This window comes from Klebsiella sp. HC6, assembly GCF_022605325.1.
Taxonomy (GTDB): Bacteria; Pseudomonadota; Gammaproteobacteria; order Enterobacterales; family Enterobacteriaceae; genus Klebsiella; species Klebsiella terrigena.
On record NZ_CP093276.1, the window covers coordinates 1086335 to 1104274 of the forward strand.

Sequence of the window (17940 nt, forward strand, 5' to 3'; positions counted from 1 at the left end):
ATGACGCGCGTTGCGTTCCTGATTTCTCGGGGCGGCCGTCGCCGCTGAACGCCGCTTTTGCTCGCCTGCTTCCTGATTTTCTGCAACCTCCTGCAAATATCCCGATACGCTTCGACGCGCTGCGCTAACCGCGGATTTGCCTCTCGTACCCGAGGCGGATCATACCCATACTCGCTCTATGAACAGACAACGTGGCTATACCCTGATTGAAACCCTGGCGACGCTGGCGCTGGTGATGATTCTCGGCGCCAGCGGGACGTTCGGCTGGAAGAGCTGGCAGCAGCAGCAGCGCCTGTGGCAAACCGCCGTTCAGGTCCGCGACTATCTGGTGCTGCTGCGCGATGACGCCAACTGGCACAACCGCGATCGGCTGCTGAGCGTTGGGCAGGCGGAGCTGGGCTGGTGCCTGAGCGCCACTGATACCCCGGCCGACTGCGAGGCGCAGGGGCCCTTTACGCTGCGCCCGCAGTGGCCAGAAGTCTCGCTGGCTAACATCACGCCGGGCCTGGGTTTTTACGGCCTGCGCAACAGCGCCTGGGCCGGGCATATCCGTCTGCAAAGCGCCGGCGATGGCTGGAATATCATTGTCTCTAACTGGGGGCGCATCCGCCTTTGTCGCGGGATGGAGACGGCATCATGTCTGTAGGCGCGCGAGGATTCTCGCTGCCGGAGACGCTGATTGCGATGGCCATTGGCTCCGTTTTGCTCCTCGGAACCGCGCGCTTTCTGCCCGCGCTGCAGCGGCAGGTGCTGAAGCAGACGCAGCAGCAGGCCCTCGATAACGAGCTCTGGCAGCGGCTGTACGCGGTCGCGAAGCACCTGCAGCGCGCCGGCTACTGTCGCGGCAGCTGCGTTGGGCAGCCGCTGCAGATTGCCGGCAGCGGCGATTGCGTCATTGTCCGCTGGGACAGCGCGAGCGACGGCGTCTGGAATACCTCGCCGGAGGCGATGTCCGATGCCACGGGGTTTCGGTTACGCAATGGCGCGCTCGAAACGCGGCGCGGCGCGACCAGCTGCGGCGAGCAAGGCTGGGAGCGCATGACCAACCCCAGCGCCATCGAGGTGACCCGCTTTCAGGTTAAGCGCCTCGATATTACCGGCTTCGCCCCGGAGCTTAGCATCGTGCTGGCCGCGCGTTCGGCGCGGGATCCCCGCATCGCGGCGCAGGCGGAATACAGCGTAACGGGGTACAACCTGTGAACCGCCAGCGCGGGCTTTCTTCGCTGCTGATGGTGCTGCTCCTGCTGGCGCTGGGCAGTCTGCTGCTGCAGGGGCTCAACCAGCAGCAGCGCTCGCTGCTGGCGCAAACCGCCGGCGAAACCCGGGCGCTGCGCGATACCGCTGGCGCGCATTCGGCCCTGCAGTGGGGGAAAACGCTAACCTGGTCAGCGCAGGAGGCGCAGGCGTGTCGACGGTCGGGCGCCGAAGGCTGGCACGTCTGTCTGCGGGTATTTAGCGATGCGTCGGCGCTGCTGATCGCCGCCAGCGGCCGCGTGCTGCTGTGGCAGTCTGGCCGGGTGGAACAGGGAAGCGTGCGCTTCTCGCCCCACGGCTGGAGCGATTTTTGCCCGCTGAAGGAGCTGAGCCTATGTCAGATACCCTGAACCGCCAGCGGGGCTTTAGCCTGCCGGAAACGATCCTCGCAACGGCGCTGCTGGTGATGGTTATTACCGCCCTTAGCGGCTACCAGCGGGGGCTGGCCGGCGGCTTTATTCAGCTAAACCAGTATCGCCAGCTGTGGCGAGACGCGTGGCGCTATGGGCAGCTCAAGCCGCCAGAATCCCCGGCAGGCGGGAGCGTCACCCGCCTGCAGACATCGACAGCAAGATGTGTCAGCATCAGGGTAACGATCACCATGCCGCTGGAAAAGCGGGTACAGATGACCCGGCTGCACTGCCCGGTCAGCCAGTAGTCAGGAGCGAATATGTTAAGGGTGTACCACTCAAACCGTCTGGACGTACTTGAAGCGCTGATGGAGTTTATCGTCGAGCGCCAGCGTCTGGACGACCCTTTCAAGCCGGAGATGGTGCTGGTGCAAAGTACCGGCATGGCGCAATGGCTGCAGATGACGCTGGCAAAACGCTTCGGTATTGCCGCCAACATCGAGTTTCCTCTCCCGGCGAGCTTTATCTGGGATATGTTTGTGCGCGTGCTCTCCGATATCCCCGGCGAAAGCGCGTTTAGCAAACAGAGCATGAGCTGGAAGCTGATGACCCTGCTGCCGCAGCGCCTGGATGACGACGCCTTCACCCTGCTGCGCCACTACCTCAGCGACGACAGCGACAAGCGTAAGCTATTTCAGCTGGCCGCCAGGGTGGCGGATCTCTACGACCAGTATCTGGTCTATCGTCCGGAATGGCTGATGCGCTGGGAAGCCGACGAGCGCGTTGACGGCCTAGGAGACGCCCAGCAGTGGCAGGCGCCGCTGTGGAAAGCGTTAGTCGAGCATACCGCCGAGCTGGGGCAGCAGCAGTGGCACCGCGCCAACCTGTATCAGCGGTTTATCAGCGCGCTTGAGGCCGCGGATGAGCCGCCGGCCGGGCTGCCGTCGCGGGTCTTTATATGCGGCATCTCGGCGCTGCCGCCGGTCTACCTGCAGGCGCTGCAGGCGCTCGGCAAACACGTTGATGTTTATGTCCTTTTCACCAACCCGTGCCGCTACTACTGGGGGGATATCAAAGATCCCGCTTTTCTGGCTAAGCTGATGTCGCGCCAGCGCCGTCACCATCGCGAGCCGCGAGAGCTGCCGCTATTTCGCGATGCAGAGCAGGCTCCTGGCTTGTTTAACGACGACGGCGAGCAGGATGTCGGCAACCCGCTGCTGGCCTCCTGGGGCAAGCTGGGACGGGACTACATCTACCTGCTGGCCGGCCTGGAGCGTTATGAAGAGCTGGACGCATTCGTGGATATCGCCCCGGATAACCTGCTGCATAACCTGCAGTCTGACATCCTCGAGCTGCGCAACGCGGCGGTGGCCGGGCGTACGGCGCAAGAGTTTGCCCATAGCCGCAGCAAGCGCATGCTGGCCCCGAACGATCGCAGCCTCAGCATCCACGTTTGCCATAGCCCGCAGCGCGAGGTGGAAGTGCTGCATGACCGGCTGCTGGCGATGCTGGAGGAGAACCCCGACCTCACGCCGCGCGACATTATCGTGATGGTGGCGGATATCGACAGCTACAGCCCCTACATACAGGCGGTGTTCGGTGCCGCCAGCGGCGAGCGCTGGCTGCCGTGGGCCATCTCGGACCGCCGCGCCCGCGAATCGCACCCGGCGCTGCAGGCCTTCATTACGCTCCTTTCCCTGCCCGACAGCCGCTTTGCCAGCGAAGACGTGCTGGCTCTGCTGGATGTTCCGGTGCTGGCGGCACGATTTAATATTGATGAAGAAGGGCTGCGCTACCTGCGTCAGTGGGTCAACGAATCCGGCGTGCGCTGGGGCATGGATGACGATAACGTGCGCGAGCTGGATCTCCCCGCCACCGGGCAGCACACCTGGCGCTTTGGCCTGACGCGGATGCTGCTGGGCTACGCGATGGACAGCAGCCAGGGCGAATGGCAGTCGGTGCTGCCGTACGATGAGTCCAGCGGGCTGATTGCCGAACTGGTGGGCAACCTGGCGTCGCTGCTGATGCAGCTCAACCTCTGGCGGCGCGGCCTGGCGCAGGAGCGCCCGCTGGCGGAGTGGCTGCCGGTTTGTCGCGATCTGCTCGACGACTTCTTCCTGCCCGATAGCGAAACGGAAGCCGCGCTGGCGCTGATTGAACAGCAGTGGCAGGCGGCGATCGGCGAAGGCGTCCAGGCGCAGTATGCGCAGACGGTGCCGCTCTCTTTACTGCGCGATGAGCTGGCGCAGCGCCTCGATCAGCAGCGCATCAGCCAGCGTTTCCTCGCCGGGCCGGTCAACATCTGTACCCTGATGCCAATGCGCTCTATTCCGTTCAAAGTCGTCTGTCTGCTGGGGATGAATGACGGCGTTTATCCCCGCGCCCTGGCGCCGCTAGGCTTTGACTTAATGAGCCAGAAGCCGCAGCGCGGCGACCGCAGCCGCCGCGATGATGACCGCTACCTGTTCCTGGAAGCGCTGATGTCGGCCGAGCAGAAGCTCTATATCAGCTATATCGGCCGTTCAATCCAGGACAACAGCGAACGCTATTCGTCGGTGCTGGTACAGGAGCTGGCGGATTATATCGGCCAGAGCCACTGCCTGGCGGGCGATGAGGAGCTGGACTGCGACGCCAGCGAGCGGCGGGTCAAAGCGCATATTACCCATCTGCATAGCCGCATGCCCTTCGATACGGCCAACTTCCGCGACGACGAAGATCAAAGCTACGCCCGGGAGTGGCTGGCCGCCGCCAGCCAGCAGGGGGAGGCGCACGGCGACTTTATCCAGCCGCTGCCGGCGGCGGAAATCGAAAGCCTGCCGTTTGAGCAGCTGCTGCGCTTCTGGCAGCACCCGGTTCGCGCCTTCTTCCAGCAGCGGCTGCGGGTCAACTTCCGCTCCGAGGAGAGCGAGATCCCGGACGATGAGCCGTTCACCCTCGAAGGGCTGAGCCGCTACCAGCTCAACCAGCAGCTGCTGAATACGCTCATTGAACAGCAGGATGCCTCGGTGATGTACCGCCGCTTCCGCGCGGCGGGCGAGCTGCCCTACGGCGCCTTCGGCGAACTGGCCTGGGAGACCCAGCGCCAGGAGATGCAGAATCTCGCGGAACGGGTGATCGCCAGCCGCCAGCCGGGACAAAGCATGGAAATCGATCTGCAATGTAACGGCGTCAACATTACCGGATGGCTGCAGCAGGTACAATCTGACGGTCTGCTGCGCTGGCGGCCTTCGCTGCTCAGCGTGGCGCAGGGAATGCAACTTTGGCTGGAGCACCTTGTCTACTGTGCTGGCGGCGGAACCGGCACCAGCCGTCTGCTGGTGCGCAAGGAAGGCGAATGGCGTTTCCCGCCGCTGGCGCAGGAGCAGGCGAAGGCCTATCTTGATGAGCTGGTTGACGGCTATCTGCAGGGCATGTCAAAACCGCTGCTGCTGCTACCTGAAAGCGCGGGGGCATGGCTAAAAGCCTGTTATGACGCTGAAAAGGATGTCATGTTAATGGATGACGAGACGCAGCAAAAAGCGCGCAGCAAGTTTGTGCAGGCGTACGAAGGCAATATGGTGATTAGCGGTGAGGGTAGCGATGTCTGGTACCAGCGCCTGTGGCGCACCCTTGAGCCTGCGTACTATGACGAAATCATTGCTCAGGCGCAGCGTTATCTGTTGCCGGTATTTCGTTTCCATCAGTCCGAATAAAATTGTAATAGTATAAAAATTGCGCAGGTGACGGCTCTTCAATTATCATGCGCAACGAATCACGGACTGATGTTTTATCAACGCTGGCTCTGTACAGCGAAAAGTTTGTTAATGATGAGGTCCGTGAATGCCCCGTAGTTTATGGTTCAAGGTTATTGTAGTGCTGGCTGCCCTTTGGGCGCCGTTAAGTCAGGCAGATAGCGGATGGCAGCCCGTTCAGGAAACCATCCGCAAAAGCGAAAAAGATCCGCGTCAGTATCAGGCGATTCACCTCGATAACGGCATGATCGTTCTGCTGGTCTCCGATCCGCAGGCGGTAAAATCACTCTCGGCGCTGGTGGTGCCGGTGGGATCGCTGCAGGACCCGGAAGCGCATCAGGGCCTGGCGCACTTCCTCGAGCACATGACGTTAATGGGCTCGAAGAACTATCCGCAGCCCGACAGCCTCGCAGAGTTCCTGAAAATGCACGGCGGCAGCCACAACGCCAGCACCGCGCCGTATCGCACCGCCTTCTATCTGGAAGTCGAGAACGACGCGCTGGATGGGGCGGTCGATCGCCTCGCGGATGCCATTGCCTCTCCGCTGCTGGATAAAAAATATGCCGATCGTGAGCGTAATGCGGTCAACGCCGAGCTGACCATGGCGCGGACCCGTGACGGGATGCGCATGGCTCAGGTGAGCGCCGAAACCATAAACCCGGCGCATCCGGCGGCGCATTTTTCCGGCGGTAACCTTGAAACGCTGAGCGACAAGCCGGGAAAACCGGTGCTTGATGCGCTGCATACCTTCCGCGACAGCTGGTACTCCGCTAACCTGATGAAGGCGGTCATTTACAGCAATAAGCCGCTGCCGGAGCTGGCGAGCATTGCCGCCAAAACCTACGGCCGGGTGCCGAATCATAATATCGACCGGCCGGTAATTACCGTTCCGGTGGTGACCGATGCGCAAAAGGGCATCATCATCCACTACGTGCCGGCGATGCCTCGCAAGGTGCTGCGCGTTGAATTCCGTATCGATAACAACAGCGAGCAGTTCCGCAGCAAGACCGACGAGCTGGTGACCTATATGATCGGCAACCGCAGTCCGGGGACATTATCTGACTGGCTGCAGCAGCAGGGGCTGGTGGAAGGTATCCGCGCGGACTCCGATCCGGTTGTGAACGGCAACAGCGGGGTGCTGGCCATTTCCGCAACCCTGACCGATAAGGGCCTGGCGCATCGCGACGAGGTTGCTGCGGCCATCTTCAGCTACCTCAACCTGCTGCGTACCCAGGGCATCGATAAGCGCTATTTCGACGAGCTGGCGCATGTCCTGGCGCTCGACTTCCGCTATCCCTCAATCAACCGCGATATGGACTACGTTGAATGGCTGGCGGACACCATGATCCGCGTGCCGGTTGAGCATACTCTCGACGTGGTGAACATTGCCGATCGCTACGATCCGCAGGCGATTAAAGACCGCCTGGCGATGATGACCCCGCAAAACGCGCGCGTGTGGTACATCAGCCCGCAGGAGCCGCATAATAAAACGGCCTATTTCGTCAATGCGCCGTATCAGGTCGATAAAATCAGCCCGCAGACCTTCGCCGACTGGCAGCAGAAAGCCAGCGCGATTGACCTTAAGCTGCCGACGCTGAACCCCTATATTCCTGACGATTTTACGCTGATCAAAAGCGATAAAGCCTATCCGCACCCGCAGCTGATCGTCGATGAGCCGACCCTGCGGGTGGTCTACGCCCCGAGCCAGTACTTCGCCAGCGAGCCTAAGGCCGACGTGTCGCTGGTGCTGCGTAATCCGCAGGCCATGGACAGTGCCCGCAGCCAGGTGATGTTTGCGCTGAATGACTACCTGGCGGGGATTGCCCTCGACCAGCTCAGCAACCAGGCCGCGGTGGGAGGCATCACTTTCTCTACCGGCGCCAACAACGGGCTGATGGTCAACGCCAACGGCTACACCCAGCGGCTGCCGCAGCTGTTCACCGCGCTGCTGGACGGCTACTTCAGCTACGCCCCGACCGAGGAGCAGCTGGAACAGGCGAAATCCTGGTACGCGCAGATGATGGACTCGGCGGATAAAGGCAAAGCGTACGATCAGGCGATTATGCCGGCCCAGATGGTGTCGCAGGTGCCTTACTTCCAGCGTGAAGAGCGCCGGGCGCTGCTGCCGTCAATCACCCTCAAAGAGGTTCTGGCCTACCGTGACAACCTGAAAGCGAAAGGGCGTCCGGAGCTGCTGGTGATTGGCAACCTGACCGCCGGGCAATCCACCGATATGGCTCGCCAGATCCAGCAACAGCTGGGGTCAGACGGCAACGAATGGTGCCGGAATAAAGACGTGCTGGTGAACAGCAGGCAGCTGGCTATTTTTGAAAAAACCGGCAGCAGCACCGACTCGGCGCTGGCTGCGGTCTTTGCGCCGCCCAATATCGATGAGTACAGCAGCTCCGCCGCCAGCTCCCTACTGGGCCAAATTATCCAGCCGTGGTTCTATAACCAGCTGCGTACTGAAGAACAGCTGGGCTATGCGGTGTTCGCGTTTTCGATGAACGTCGGTCGCCAGTGGGGCGTTGGCTTCCTGCTGCAAAGCAGCGATAAGCAGCCCGCCTTCCTGTGGCAGCGTTTCCAGGCCTTCTTCCCGACGGCGGAGGCAAAGCTGAGGGCGATGACCCCGGAAGAGTTTGCGCAAATTCAGCAGGCGACGATTGCCCAGATGATGCAGGCGCCGCAAACGCTGGGCGGTGAAGCCTCGCAGCTGAGCAAAGATTTCGATCGCGGTAATATGCGCTTCGATTCACGTGATAAAGTAGTGGCTCAGATTAAACTGCTGACGCCGCAAAAGCTTGCCGACTTCTTCCATCAGACGGTGGTGGATCCGCAGGGCATGGCGATATTATCCCAGGTATCCGGTAGCCAGAATGGTAAAACGGATTACGCCCTGCCGCAGGGCGGCAAAGTCTGGGAAAACGTCAGCGCATTGCAGAAATCCTTACCCCTGATGCGAGAGAATGAATGACCGAAACCGCCGAGCCTCTTGACCCCCTGCGCTTGCCCCTGACGGGCGAGCGCCTGATAGAAGCCTCTGCGGGCACCGGAAAAACCTTTACCATCGCGGCGCTGTACCTCCGGCTGCTGCTGGGGCTGGGCGGAGAATCCGCCTTTCCGCGGCCGGTGAGCGTGGAGGAGCTGCTGGTGGTTACCTTCACCGAGGCGGCGACCGAGGAGCTGCGCGGCCGTATCCGCAGCAACATCCACGGGCTGCGCATCGCCTGCCTGCGCGAAACGGCCTCCGACCCTCTCTACGCCGCGCTGCTGGCGGAAATCCCGGACAAAAACCAGGCCGCACAAACGCTGATGCTGGCGGAGCGGCAGATGGACGAAGCGGCGGTGTTCACCATCCACGGCTTCTGCCAGCGCATGCTCAGCCTCAACGCGTTTGAGTCCGGCATGCTCTTTGAACAGCAGCTGATCGAGGACGAATCCCGGCTCCGCTATCAGGCCTGCGCCGATTTCTGGCGCCGCCACTGCTACCCGCTCCCGCGCGAAATAGCCGCGGTTATCCACGAAGCCTGGAAAGGCCCGCGCGACCTGCTGAAATCCCTCGACCGCTGGCTGCAGGGCGAAGCCCCGCAGCTTAAATCCCCGCCAGCGCAGGAGGAGACGCTGGCCGAACGCCATCAGCAAATCATCGAACGCATTGACGCGGTGAAGCGGCAGTGGCGGGAGCAGGTGGGCGAGATTGAAAGCGTGCTGGAAAACTCCGGCCTCGACCGGCGCAAATTCAACCGCGGTAACCAGGGGAAGTGGATAGAGAAAGTCAGCCTCTGGGCGCAGGAAGAGACCCTGAGCTACCGGCTGCCGGAGGCGCTGGAGAAATTCTCCCAGCCGTTCCTTCACGAACGTACCAAAGCGGATGGCGAACCGCCGGTTCACCCGCTGTTTAGCGCGATTGAGGCGCTGCTCTCTGCGCCGCTGACCCTGACGGATCTGGTGATCGCCCGGGCAATGGTGGAGATCCGCGAAGCGGTGGCGCGGGAAAAACGTCGCCGCGGCGAGCTCGGTTTTGATGACATGCTCAGCCGCCTCGACGATGCGCTACGCAGCGAAAGCGGCGAAGCGCTGGCCAGCGCGATCCGGCAGCGTTTTCCGGTAGCGATGATCGATGAGTTCCAGGATACCGACCCGCAGCAGTACCGCATTTTTCGCCGCATCTGGCGGCGGCAGCCGGAGACGGCGCTGCTGCTTATCGGCGACCCCAAACAGGCCATTTACGCCTTTCGCGGCGCGGATATCTTTACCTATATGAAGGCGCGCGGCGACGTTGCCGCGCACTACACGCTGGATACCAACTGGCGCTCCGCTCCGGGAATGGTGGAGAGCGTCAATCGCCTGTTCAGCCTCAGCGATAATCCGTTTATGTTCCGCGAAATCCCGTTCCTGCCGGTAAAGCCGGCGCCGAAAAACCAGCATCTGCGCTTCACCGTTGACGACGATGCGGTTCCGGCTATGAACATCTGGCTGATGCCGGGCGAAGCGGTGGGCGCGGGGGATTATCAAGCCTTTATGGCCCAGCTCTGCGCTGCGCAGATCCGCGACTGGCTTAGCGCCGGCCAGCAGGGGCGGGCGCTGCTGTGGCGCGACGATCGCGCCCGGCCGGTGCAGGCTTCCGATATCACGGTGCTGGTGCGTAATCGCCAGGAGGCATCGCTGATCCGCGATGCGCTACAGGCGCTGGCCATTCCGTCGGTCTATCTCTCCAACCGCGATAGCGTATTTGAAACGCCGGAAGCGCAGGAGCTGCTGTGGGTACTCCAGGCGGCGCTGGCGCCCGAACGTGAAAACACGCTGCGCAGCGCGCTGGCGACCTCGATTTTCGGCCTGAACGCCCTCGATATTGAAAACCTCAACAAGGATGAGCGCGCGTGGGATGCGCTGGTGGAAGAGTTTAGCGACTACCGCCACATCTGGCGTCAGCGCGGGGTGATGCCGATGCTAAGAGCGCTGATGACCGCCCGACATATTGCCGAAAACCTGCTGGTGACGAGCGGCGGCGAGCGGCGCTTAACCGATATCCTGCATATCAGTGAACTGCTGCAGGAAGCGGCCAACCAGCTGGAGAGCGAGCATGCGTTAGTGCGTTGGCTGACGCAGCGCATCGCCGAGCCGGACAGCAATGCCTCCAGCCAGCAGATGCGCCTGGAAAGCGACAAGCATCTGGTGCAGATCGTCACCGTACATAAATCGAAAGGGCTGGAATACCCGCTGGTGTGGCTGCCGTTTATCGCCCGCTTCCGCAAGCAGGATCAGGCGTTTTATCACGATCGCGACTCCTTTGCGGCGGTGCTCGACCTTGAGCAGAATGAGGGGAGCCTCGAGCTGGCGGAGGCGGAGCGTCTGGCGGAAGATTTACGCCTGCTGTACGTGGCCCTGACGCGAGCGGTCTGGCACTGCAGTCTCGGCGTGGCGCCGCTCAGCACCCGACGCAGCGACAAGCCGGGCGACAGCGATTTTCACCACAGCGCCCTGGGGCGCCTTCTGCAGGGAGGCGAAGCGATGGACGCCGCGGGGCTGACGGCCCGCCTGCAGGCGTTCTGCTGCGCGGATATTGCGCTGCAAACCCCCGGCGTTGCCGATCGGCAGCCCTGGCAGGCGCCGCAGGAGGCGCTGCCGCCGCTGTCGGCGCGGATGCTGGGACGTTCGATCGTTGATGACTGGCGGGTCACCAGCTACTCCGGGCTACAGCAGCATGGCCACAGCCCGGCGCAGGATTTACTGCCCCGTCTTGACGTTGACGCCGCCGGCGTGGGGGAGGTGGCGGAGGAGCCGCAGCTCACCCCGCATCAGTTCCCGCGTGGGGCGTCGCCGGGGACATTTTTGCACGGCCTGTTTGAAGACCTCGACTTTACCCAACCGGTCCCCGCCGACTGGATGGCGGAAAAGCTGCGGTCCGGCGGATTTGCCGAGCACTGGACGCCGGTGCTGACCCAATGGCTGGATGATGTGCTGCGCACGCCGCTACCGGGCGCCGATATCGCGCTGAATCAGCTCGCGGCGGCGGACAAGCAGGTTGAGATGGCGTTTTATTTACCCATTGAGGCCCCGCTGGACGCGCGGCGCCTGGATGCGCTGGCTCGCCGCTACGACCCGCTTTCGGCGCAGTGCCCGGAGCTTGATTTCCGTCAGGTTCGCGGAATGCTGAAAGGGTTTATTGACCTCGTGTTTCGGCATAACGGCCGCTACTACCTGCTGGATTACAAATCCAACTGGCTGGGGGACGATCGCGAAGCCTACACCCGGCAGGCAATGGCGCAGGCGATGTGCACGCACCGCTATGATTTACAGTACCAGCTCTACGGCCTGGCGCTGCACCGCTATTTACGCCATCGCGTTGCTGACTACGACTATGAGCGCCATTTTGGTGGCGTCATTTATCTCTTTTTACGCGGAATGGACGGGCAGGACGGAGGGCAGGGGATATTTACCACGCGCCCTGAGCGTCCGCTGATTGACGGCCTGGACGCCCTGTTTGCCGGCGAAGTTCAGGAGATCGCTTCATGACCATGGATGAGCTGCTGCTTGAGGCAGCAAACCAGCGTTTATTACGTCCGCTTGACGTCCAGTTTGCGCTGATGGTCGCCCGGGATGCACACCCGGCGGTGAAGCTGGCGGCGGCGGTGCTGAGCCGCGACGCCGGCGAAGGGCACGTTTGCCTGCCGCTCTCGCGCCTTGCCGCTGACGACGTGCTGAGCGGAAAGGTCGCCGCTCTGCGCGAGCAGCTGCTGGCGAAGGCCGGCGCGCCTGATGACTGGTCGGCGCTGCTGCTCTCTTCAGCGGCGGTGAGCCGCGGGGAGCGTCCGACGCCAATGATCCTCTGCGGCGAACGGCTTTACCTTAACCGCATGTGGCGCAACGAGCTGACCGTCGCGCGCTTTTTTAACGAAGCCAATCAGGTGCTGAGCGTGGATGAAACGCGCCTGGCGTCGACGCTGGATGCGCTCTTCCCCGCCGGGGACGATATTGACTGGCAGAAGGTGGCGGCGGCGGTGGCGCTGACCCGGCGGATTTCGGTTATTTCCGGCGGTCCAGGCACCGGTAAAACGACTACCGTCGCCAGGCTGCTGGCGGCGTTGATCCAGACGACGGATACGCCCCGCTGCCGCATCCGCCTGGCGGCGCCCACCGGCAAAGCCGCGGCGCGCCTGACCGAGTCGCTGGGCAGCGCGCTGCGCCAGCTGCCGCTGACGGATGAGCAGAAGGCGCTGCTGCCGACGGAGGCCAGCACCCTGCACCGCCTGCTGGGCGCGCAGCCGGGCAGCCAGCGTATGCGCTATCACGCCGGCAACCCGCTGCACCTCGACGTGCTGGTGGTGGATGAAGCTTCGATGATTGACCTGCCGATGATGGCTCGCCTGATTGACGCCCTGCCGGCGCACGGTCGGGTGATTTTTCTCGGCGACCGCGATCAGCTGGCGTCGGTGGAGGCCGGTGCGGTGCTGGGGGATATTTGCGCCTGGGTGAGTGCGGGCTATACCGCCGAGCGCGCGGCGCAGCTAAAGCGGCTGACCGGCCTGCCGGTGCCTGCCGGCGAGGGCGAGGCGGCGGGCGCTCTGCGCGACAGCCTGTGCCTGCTGCAAAAAAGCTATCGTTTTGGCAGCCACTCCGGCATCGGTAGCCTGGCCCGGGCGGTGAACGCCGGCGATCGGCACGGGGTCAAGACGACCCTGCGCCAGCCGTTCGACGACATCGTGCTGCGCCCGCTAAGCACCACCGAGGAGTATGAGGCGATGCTGACGCAGGCGCAGGCCGGCTACGATCGCTATCTCCGGCTGCTGCGTGAGCGGGCGGATCCGGAGGCGGCGATCGCCGCTTTCGGCGAGTTCCGGCTACTGTGCGCCCTGCGCGAGGGGCCCTACGGCATCAGCGGGCTGAACGAACAGCTGGAGCTGATGCTCAATCGTAAGCGGGCTATTGCGCTGCCGCGGCATTCGCGCTGGTATGAAGGCCGGCCGGTGATGATCTCGCGCAACGATAGCGCGCTGGGGCTGTTTAACGGGGATATTGGCATTGCGCTGGAAAGGGGAGACGGGCTTCGCGTCTGGTTCCCGATGCCGGATGGCAGCATTAAGTCGGTGCAGCCCAGCCGCCTGCCGGATCACGATACCGCCTGGGCGATGACGGTGCATAAATCCCAGGGCTCGGAGTTTGACCACGCGGCCCTGATTTTGCCTTCCCGCAGCGTGCCGCTGGTGACGCGTGAGCTGGTGTATACCGCGATAACCCGCGCCAAACGGCAGCTGTCGATTTACGCCGATGAGCAGGTGCTGACTCAGGCTATCGCGGCGCGCACCGAACGGCGCAGCGGGCTGGCGGACATCTTCGCCAGCGGCGGGTAGCCTCGGCGTTCAAGCCGCTTCCCCTTTGCCAGCCTGCGCTACGCCTGGCCGGCGAAGGGGAGCGCTCGCTCAGCCAAGGTCGGCCATCATCACCTTGGAGCGGCGCTGATAGTTGTACATCTCTTTCTTACTTTCCGGCAGCAGGTCGATATCCACCGGCGTAAAGCCGCGCTCCTGGAACCAGTGAATGCTGCGGGTGGTCAGCACGAACAGTTTGCTTAGCCCCATCTGTTTTGCCTGGGTCGCGATGCGGTTCAGCAGGACTTCCCCGCGCGATGAGCTGCGGTAGTCCGGATGGACCGCCACGCAGGCCATTTCACCGATTTTCTCTTCCGGGAACGGATAGAGCGCGGCGCAGGCAATTGTCGTGTTATCGCGCTGAATGATGGTGAATTTATCTATTTCCATCTCCAGCTGCTCGCGGGAGCGGCGCACCAGAATTCCCTGCTGCTCCAGCGGGCTTATCAGCTCAAGAATACCGCCAATATCGTTGATGGTGGCGCGGCGGATCTGCTCGGCGCTCTCCATGACGATCTGGGTCCCGATACCGTCGCGTGAGAACAGCTCTTGCAGCAGAGCGCCATCTTCCTGGTAGCTGATCAGGTGGCAGCGACGCACGCCGCTGCGGCAGGCTTTCACCGCGCCGCGCAGGAAACGCACGGTACCGGAGTTGTAGTCCTCTTCCGCTTCCAGCTCTTCAACCCGCGCCTGGGCTTCGTTCGGGAACAGCTCGGGAACGATCTCGCCCTCCTGGCTGTATACCCCTTGCGAAGAGCAGAAGCCGATCATTTTTTCCGCTTTCAGCTTGATGGCCAGCTGGGTGGCAATCTCTTCGGAAGTCAGGTTAAAGCTTTCGCCGGTGACCGATACCGCAACCGGGCCCATCAGCACGATGGCGCCGTTATCAAGCTGGCGGTGGATCGCTTCTTCATCGATACGACGAATGCGCCCGCTGTGGCAATAATCGACGCCATCATCAACGCCAAGCGGTTGGGCAATAATGAAATTGCCGCTCACGACGTTGATGTGGGCGCCCTGCAGCGGGGTGTTGTTGAGGCTCATCGACAGGCGCGCGGTAATTTCCAGCTGCAGCATGCCGGCGGCCTGTTTAACCAGTTCGAGGGTTTTGGCGTCAGTCACGCGCGTTTGCTTATGGTAAAGCGGCTCGTGATGATGCTCGGCCAGGTTGGCGTCTATCTGAGGACGCGCCCCATAGACCACCACCAGGCGAATGCCCAGGCTATGTAACAGCCCAATGTCATTGACTATGCTGGAGAAATTTTCATGCTCGATGGCTTCGCCGCCCAGCATGATGACAAAGGTTTTTCCCCGATGGGCGTTAATATAGGGAACTGAATGGCGGAATCCTTCTACCAGTTCGGTGCGACGTTCCTTCACCATGACCACAACCCTCAATGCATGATTATTCGTAATAAGTGTATTTTTATTCTGTTTTGCGCGTAAACGCAAGCCAAAATTTGTCACGAATATGCGAAAGAACTGTGACTTAACGCGTGCTACCAAAGATTGTTTACCCTTTTATTGATGACAGGTTATACGGCTTTCGTTAAAGTTTCTGGTCAATCTGTTTGTTTTGGATACGAATGCGTTTTTATTGCTTGGGAGTGGCATGCCGGGATACAAGTCAGGATTAAGCCGTCGCCGTTTTTTACAGGGGGCGAGCGCGATGTGGTTAATGAGCGTCAGTCCGGTTGGTTTAGCTGCCGTTGCACAGGTCGTCGCGGTGCGCGTCTGGCCGTCGTCAACCTATACGCGCGTGACGGTGGAATCCAACCATGTGCTGAAATATCGGCAGTTTGCGTTGAGCAATCCGGAGCGGCTGGTGGTCGATCTGGAAGGGGTTAACCTTAATTCCGTGCTGAAGGGCATGGGAACCAGCATTCGCGACGACGATCCCTATATTAAGTCCGCCCGCGTCGGCCAGTTCGATCCGCAGACGGTGCGCATGGTGTTTGAGCTCAAGCAGGACGTGAAACCGCAGCTCTTTGCCCTCGCGCCGGTTGCCGGCTTTAAAGAGCGTCTGGTGATGGATCTCTATCCGTCTACGGCGACCGACGTGCAGGATCCGCTGCTGGCGCTGCTGGAGGATTACAATAAGGGCGATCTCGATCGTCAGGTGCCGCCGGCAGAAAGCGGGCCGAAGCCGGGTAAGGCCGGACGCGACAGGCCGATTGTGATTATGCTCGACCCGGGACACGGCGGGGAAGACTCCGGTGCGGTTGGCAAATACCACACCCGCGAGAAAGACGTGGTGCTGCAGATCGCCCGTCGGCTGCGGGCGCTGATCGAAAAAGAGGGGAATATGAAGGCCTATATGACCCGCAATGAAGATGTCTTTATTCCCCTGAAGGTGCGCGTCGCCAAGGCGCAAAAGCAGCGTGCCGACCTGTTCGTCTCGATTCATGCCGATGCCTTTACCAGCCGCCAGCCGCGCGGCTCGTCGGTATTTGCGCTCTCAACCAAAGGCGCTACCAGCACCGCGGCTAAATACCTGGCGCAAACCCAGAACGCCTCCGACCTGGTGGGGGGCGTCAGCAAGAGCGGCGACCGCTACGTCGACCATACGATGTTCGACATGGTGCAGTCGCTGACCATCTCCGATAGCCTGAAGTTTGGCAAAGCGGTGCTGCAAAAAATGGGCAGGGTTAACGATCTGCATAAGAACCAGGTCGAGCAGGCGGGCTTCGCGGTGCTGAAGGCGCCGGATATTCCGTCGATCCTGGTCGAAACCGCGTTTATCAGCAACGTGGCGGAGGAGCGGAAGCTGAAAACGGCGGCCTTCCAGCAGCAGGTTGCCGAGTCGATACTGGCGGGGATTAAGGCCTACTTCGCCGATGGCGCAACCCTGGCAAGGCTCGGCTGATAAAAGGAGCGGAAGATGGCCCTGTTAAAGAGCGCCCACGGCGGCAATACGCGGGAGGCGGCGGCGCTGCTGGGCGTTCAGCCCGCGCAGCTGCTCGATTTTAGCGCCAATATTAATCCGCTGGGCATGCCTGAAAGCCTCAAACGCGCCCTGATCGCTAATCTTGACCGCGCGGAGCGCTATCCCGACGTGGACTATCAGCAGCTGCACGAGGCCCTGGCGGAACATCACCATATTCCCGCCTCGTGGATCGTGGCGGGGAATGGCGAAACCGAATCTATTTTCACCGTCGTAAGCGGCCTGAAGCCGCGTCAGGCGATGATTGTGGTGCCCGGTTTTGCCGAATATCGCCGCGCGCTGAGCGCGGTGGATTGTGCGATCCGCGAGTTCGCGCTGCGTGAAGAGGACGGCTGGCAGCTGACCGAGGCCCTTCTCACGGCCCTGACGCCGGACCTCGACTGCCTGTTCCTCTGTACGCCCAACAACCCAACCGGACTGCTGCCGGAGAGCCAGCTGCTGGCGGCGATTGCCGCGCGCTGCAAGGCGCTAGACATCGCGCTGATCCTCGATGAGGCCTTTATCGATTTCATTCCCGACCAGCCGGGGTTTATTCCTCTGCTGCGCGATAACCCACATATTTGGGTACTGCGCTCGCTGACCAAGTTCTATGCCATCCCCGGCCTGCGGCTGGGCTATCTGGTCAACGGCGATGAACGCGCCGTCGCCAGGATGCGCGAGCGGCAGATGCCGTGGTCAATAAACGCGTTTGCCGCGCTGGCAGGGGAAATTATTCTGCAGGATAGCGCCTACCAGCAGAAGACCTGGCGCTGGCTGGCGGAAGAAGGCCGACGTTTTTACCAGCAGCTCCGCCAGCTTCCCGGCCTGACGGTCTATCCGGGCCAGGCAAACTATCTGTTTCTGCGCGCCGATATACCGGGTATCGACCTGCAGTATGCCCTGCTGCAGCAGCATATTTTGATTCGCAGCTGCGCCAACTACCCCGGCCTCGGGGCGGGCTATTTCCGCGTGGCGATCCGCAGCGCGGAAGAGAATCAGCGGCTGCTTGCGGCGCTGGCGAAGATCCTGCCCGTCGGCGTCTGACTTCGCAAGCCGCCGGCGCATCGGTGTGGCATAATGCCGTTCCTTATTGCGCGAACGGCAGAGCTTCAGGATGCTTTCGCGATATCAACCAACGGGTGCCAGCGACGGGAGCCAAAATTCCCCGCCGCTGCGATGCTGACGCTAAGCCAGAAATTCTCCTGTTGGTTATCACCAACAACCTCGGTGGTAAGTAGGGTGCTCAGAGGCGTACCGGCGAAAGCATACCGCTGCTGCACCTTTGCCCTCCGACCACCCTGAACAGGAACCGG

11 protein-coding genes are annotated in these 17940 nt (G+C 61.9%); 10 read left to right on the top strand and 1 reads right to left on the bottom strand.

Translation table 11 applies throughout. The annotated features are described in order from the left end of the window. Nucleotides 1–178: 178 nt before the first annotated feature. The 8 genes from MMW58_RS05320 (at nt 179) to recD (ending at nt 13686) form a co-directional block, all read left to right on the top strand. Nucleotides 179–646, top strand: a complete 468-nt coding sequence (locus tag MMW58_RS05320; protein WP_241722857.1) for a prepilin peptidase-dependent protein — start codon at nt 179–181, stop codon at nt 644–646. Next, complete coding sequence (locus MMW58_RS05325; protein WP_241722858.1) at nt 637–1200, top strand: prepilin peptidase-dependent protein; 564 nt, start codon at nt 637–639, stop codon at nt 1198–1200. Before MMW58_RS05320 ends, MMW58_RS05325 begins: the two co-directional genes overlap by 10 nt. Then, nucleotides 1197–1604 (top strand): DUF2509 family protein, encoded by a 408-nt coding sequence (locus MMW58_RS05330; RefSeq protein ID WP_133600448.1) that lies wholly within the window; start codon nt 1197–1199, stop codon nt 1602–1604. Before MMW58_RS05325 ends, MMW58_RS05330 begins: the two co-directional genes overlap by 4 nt. Further along, nucleotides 1589–1912 (top strand): prepilin-type N-terminal cleavage/methylation domain-containing protein, encoded by a 324-nt coding sequence (locus tag MMW58_RS05335; protein WP_133600447.1) that lies wholly within the window; start codon nt 1589–1591, stop codon nt 1910–1912. Before MMW58_RS05330 ends, MMW58_RS05335 begins: the two co-directional genes overlap by 16 nt. Before the next feature lie 12 nt (nt 1913–1924). Further along, nucleotides 1925–5296: an exodeoxyribonuclease V subunit gamma gene (gene recC, locus MMW58_RS05340; RefSeq protein WP_241722859.1), complete on the top strand. Its 3372-nt coding sequence runs from the start codon at nt 1925–1927 to the stop codon at nt 5294–5296. Nucleotides 5297–5423: 127 nt separating this feature from the next. Next, the gene (gene ptrA, locus MMW58_RS05345; RefSeq protein WP_133600445.1) at nt 5424–8309 is read left to right on the top strand and encodes a pitrilysin; all 2886 of its coding nucleotides are present in this window, start codon (nt 5424–5426) and stop codon (nt 8307–8309) included. Next, nucleotides 8306–11851 carry an exodeoxyribonuclease V subunit beta gene (gene recB / locus MMW58_RS05350; RefSeq protein WP_241722860.1) on the top strand — a complete coding sequence of 1182 codons (3546 nt, stop codon included), beginning with the start codon at nt 8306–8308 and terminating at the stop codon, nt 11849–11851. Before ptrA ends, recB begins: the two co-directional genes overlap by 4 nt. Continuing rightward, nucleotides 11848–13686, top strand: coding sequence for an exodeoxyribonuclease V subunit alpha (gene recD, locus MMW58_RS05355; RefSeq protein ID WP_241722861.1), 1839 nt, complete (start codon nt 11848–11850; stop codon nt 13684–13686). The genes recB and recD overlap by 4 nt, the downstream gene beginning before the upstream one ends. Nucleotides 13687–13755: 69 nt before the next feature. On the opposite strand, the gene argA is transcribed toward recD, so the two are convergent. Next, a complete protein-coding gene (argA, locus tag MMW58_RS05360; protein WP_041147023.1) occupies nt 13756–15087 on the bottom strand; it encodes an amino-acid N-acetyltransferase in 1332 nt (443 codons plus the stop codon). A 229-nt stretch (nt 15088–15316) separates the two neighbouring features. Between argA and amiC the strand changes: the two genes are divergently transcribed. Beyond that, nucleotides 15317–16570, top strand: a complete 1254-nt coding sequence (amiC, locus tag MMW58_RS05365) for an N-acetylmuramoyl-L-alanine amidase AmiC (RefSeq protein ID WP_241722862.1) — start codon at nt 15317–15319, stop codon at nt 16568–16570. Nucleotides 16571–16585: 15 nt separating this feature from the next. After that, nucleotides 16586–17671 (top strand): threonine-phosphate decarboxylase CobD, encoded by a 1086-nt coding sequence (gene cobD, locus MMW58_RS05370; protein ID WP_159236203.1) that lies wholly within the window; start codon nt 16586–16588, stop codon nt 17669–17671. Nucleotides 17672–17940 lie beyond the last annotated feature (269 nt).

Bases quoted from the DNA above. Each gene is read 5' to 3' on its own strand.
- MMW58_RS05320 (WP_241722857.1), top strand. From the start codon at position 179: ATGAACAGACAACGTGGCTATACCCTGATTGAAACCCTGGCGACGCTG.
- MMW58_RS05325 (WP_241722858.1), top strand. From the start codon at position 637: ATGTCTGTAGGCGCGCGAGGATTCTCGCTGCCGGAGACGCTGATTGCG.
- MMW58_RS05335 (WP_133600447.1), top strand. From the start codon at position 1,589: ATGTCAGATACCCTGAACCGCCAGCGGGGCTTTAGCCTGCCGGAAACG.
- recC (WP_241722859.1), top strand. From the start codon at position 1,925: ATGTTAAGGGTGTACCACTCAAACCGTCTGGACGTACTTGAAGCGCTG.
- ptrA (WP_133600445.1), top strand. From the start codon at position 5,424: ATGCCCCGTAGTTTATGGTTCAAGGTTATTGTAGTGCTGGCTGCCCTT.
- recB (WP_241722860.1), top strand. From the start codon at position 8,306: ATGACCGAAACCGCCGAGCCTCTTGACCCCCTGCGCTTGCCCCTGACG.
- recD (WP_241722861.1), top strand. From the start codon at position 11,848: ATGACCATGGATGAGCTGCTGCTTGAGGCAGCAAACCAGCGTTTATTA.
- argA (WP_041147023.1), bottom strand. From the start codon at position 15,087: ATGGTGAAGGAACGTCGCACCGAACTGGTAGAAGGATTCCGCCATTCA.
- amiC (WP_241722862.1), top strand. From the start codon at position 15,317: ATGCCGGGATACAAGTCAGGATTAAGCCGTCGCCGTTTTTTACAGGGG.
- cobD (WP_159236203.1), top strand. From the start codon at position 16,586: ATGGCCCTGTTAAAGAGCGCCCACGGCGGCAATACGCGGGAGGCGGCG.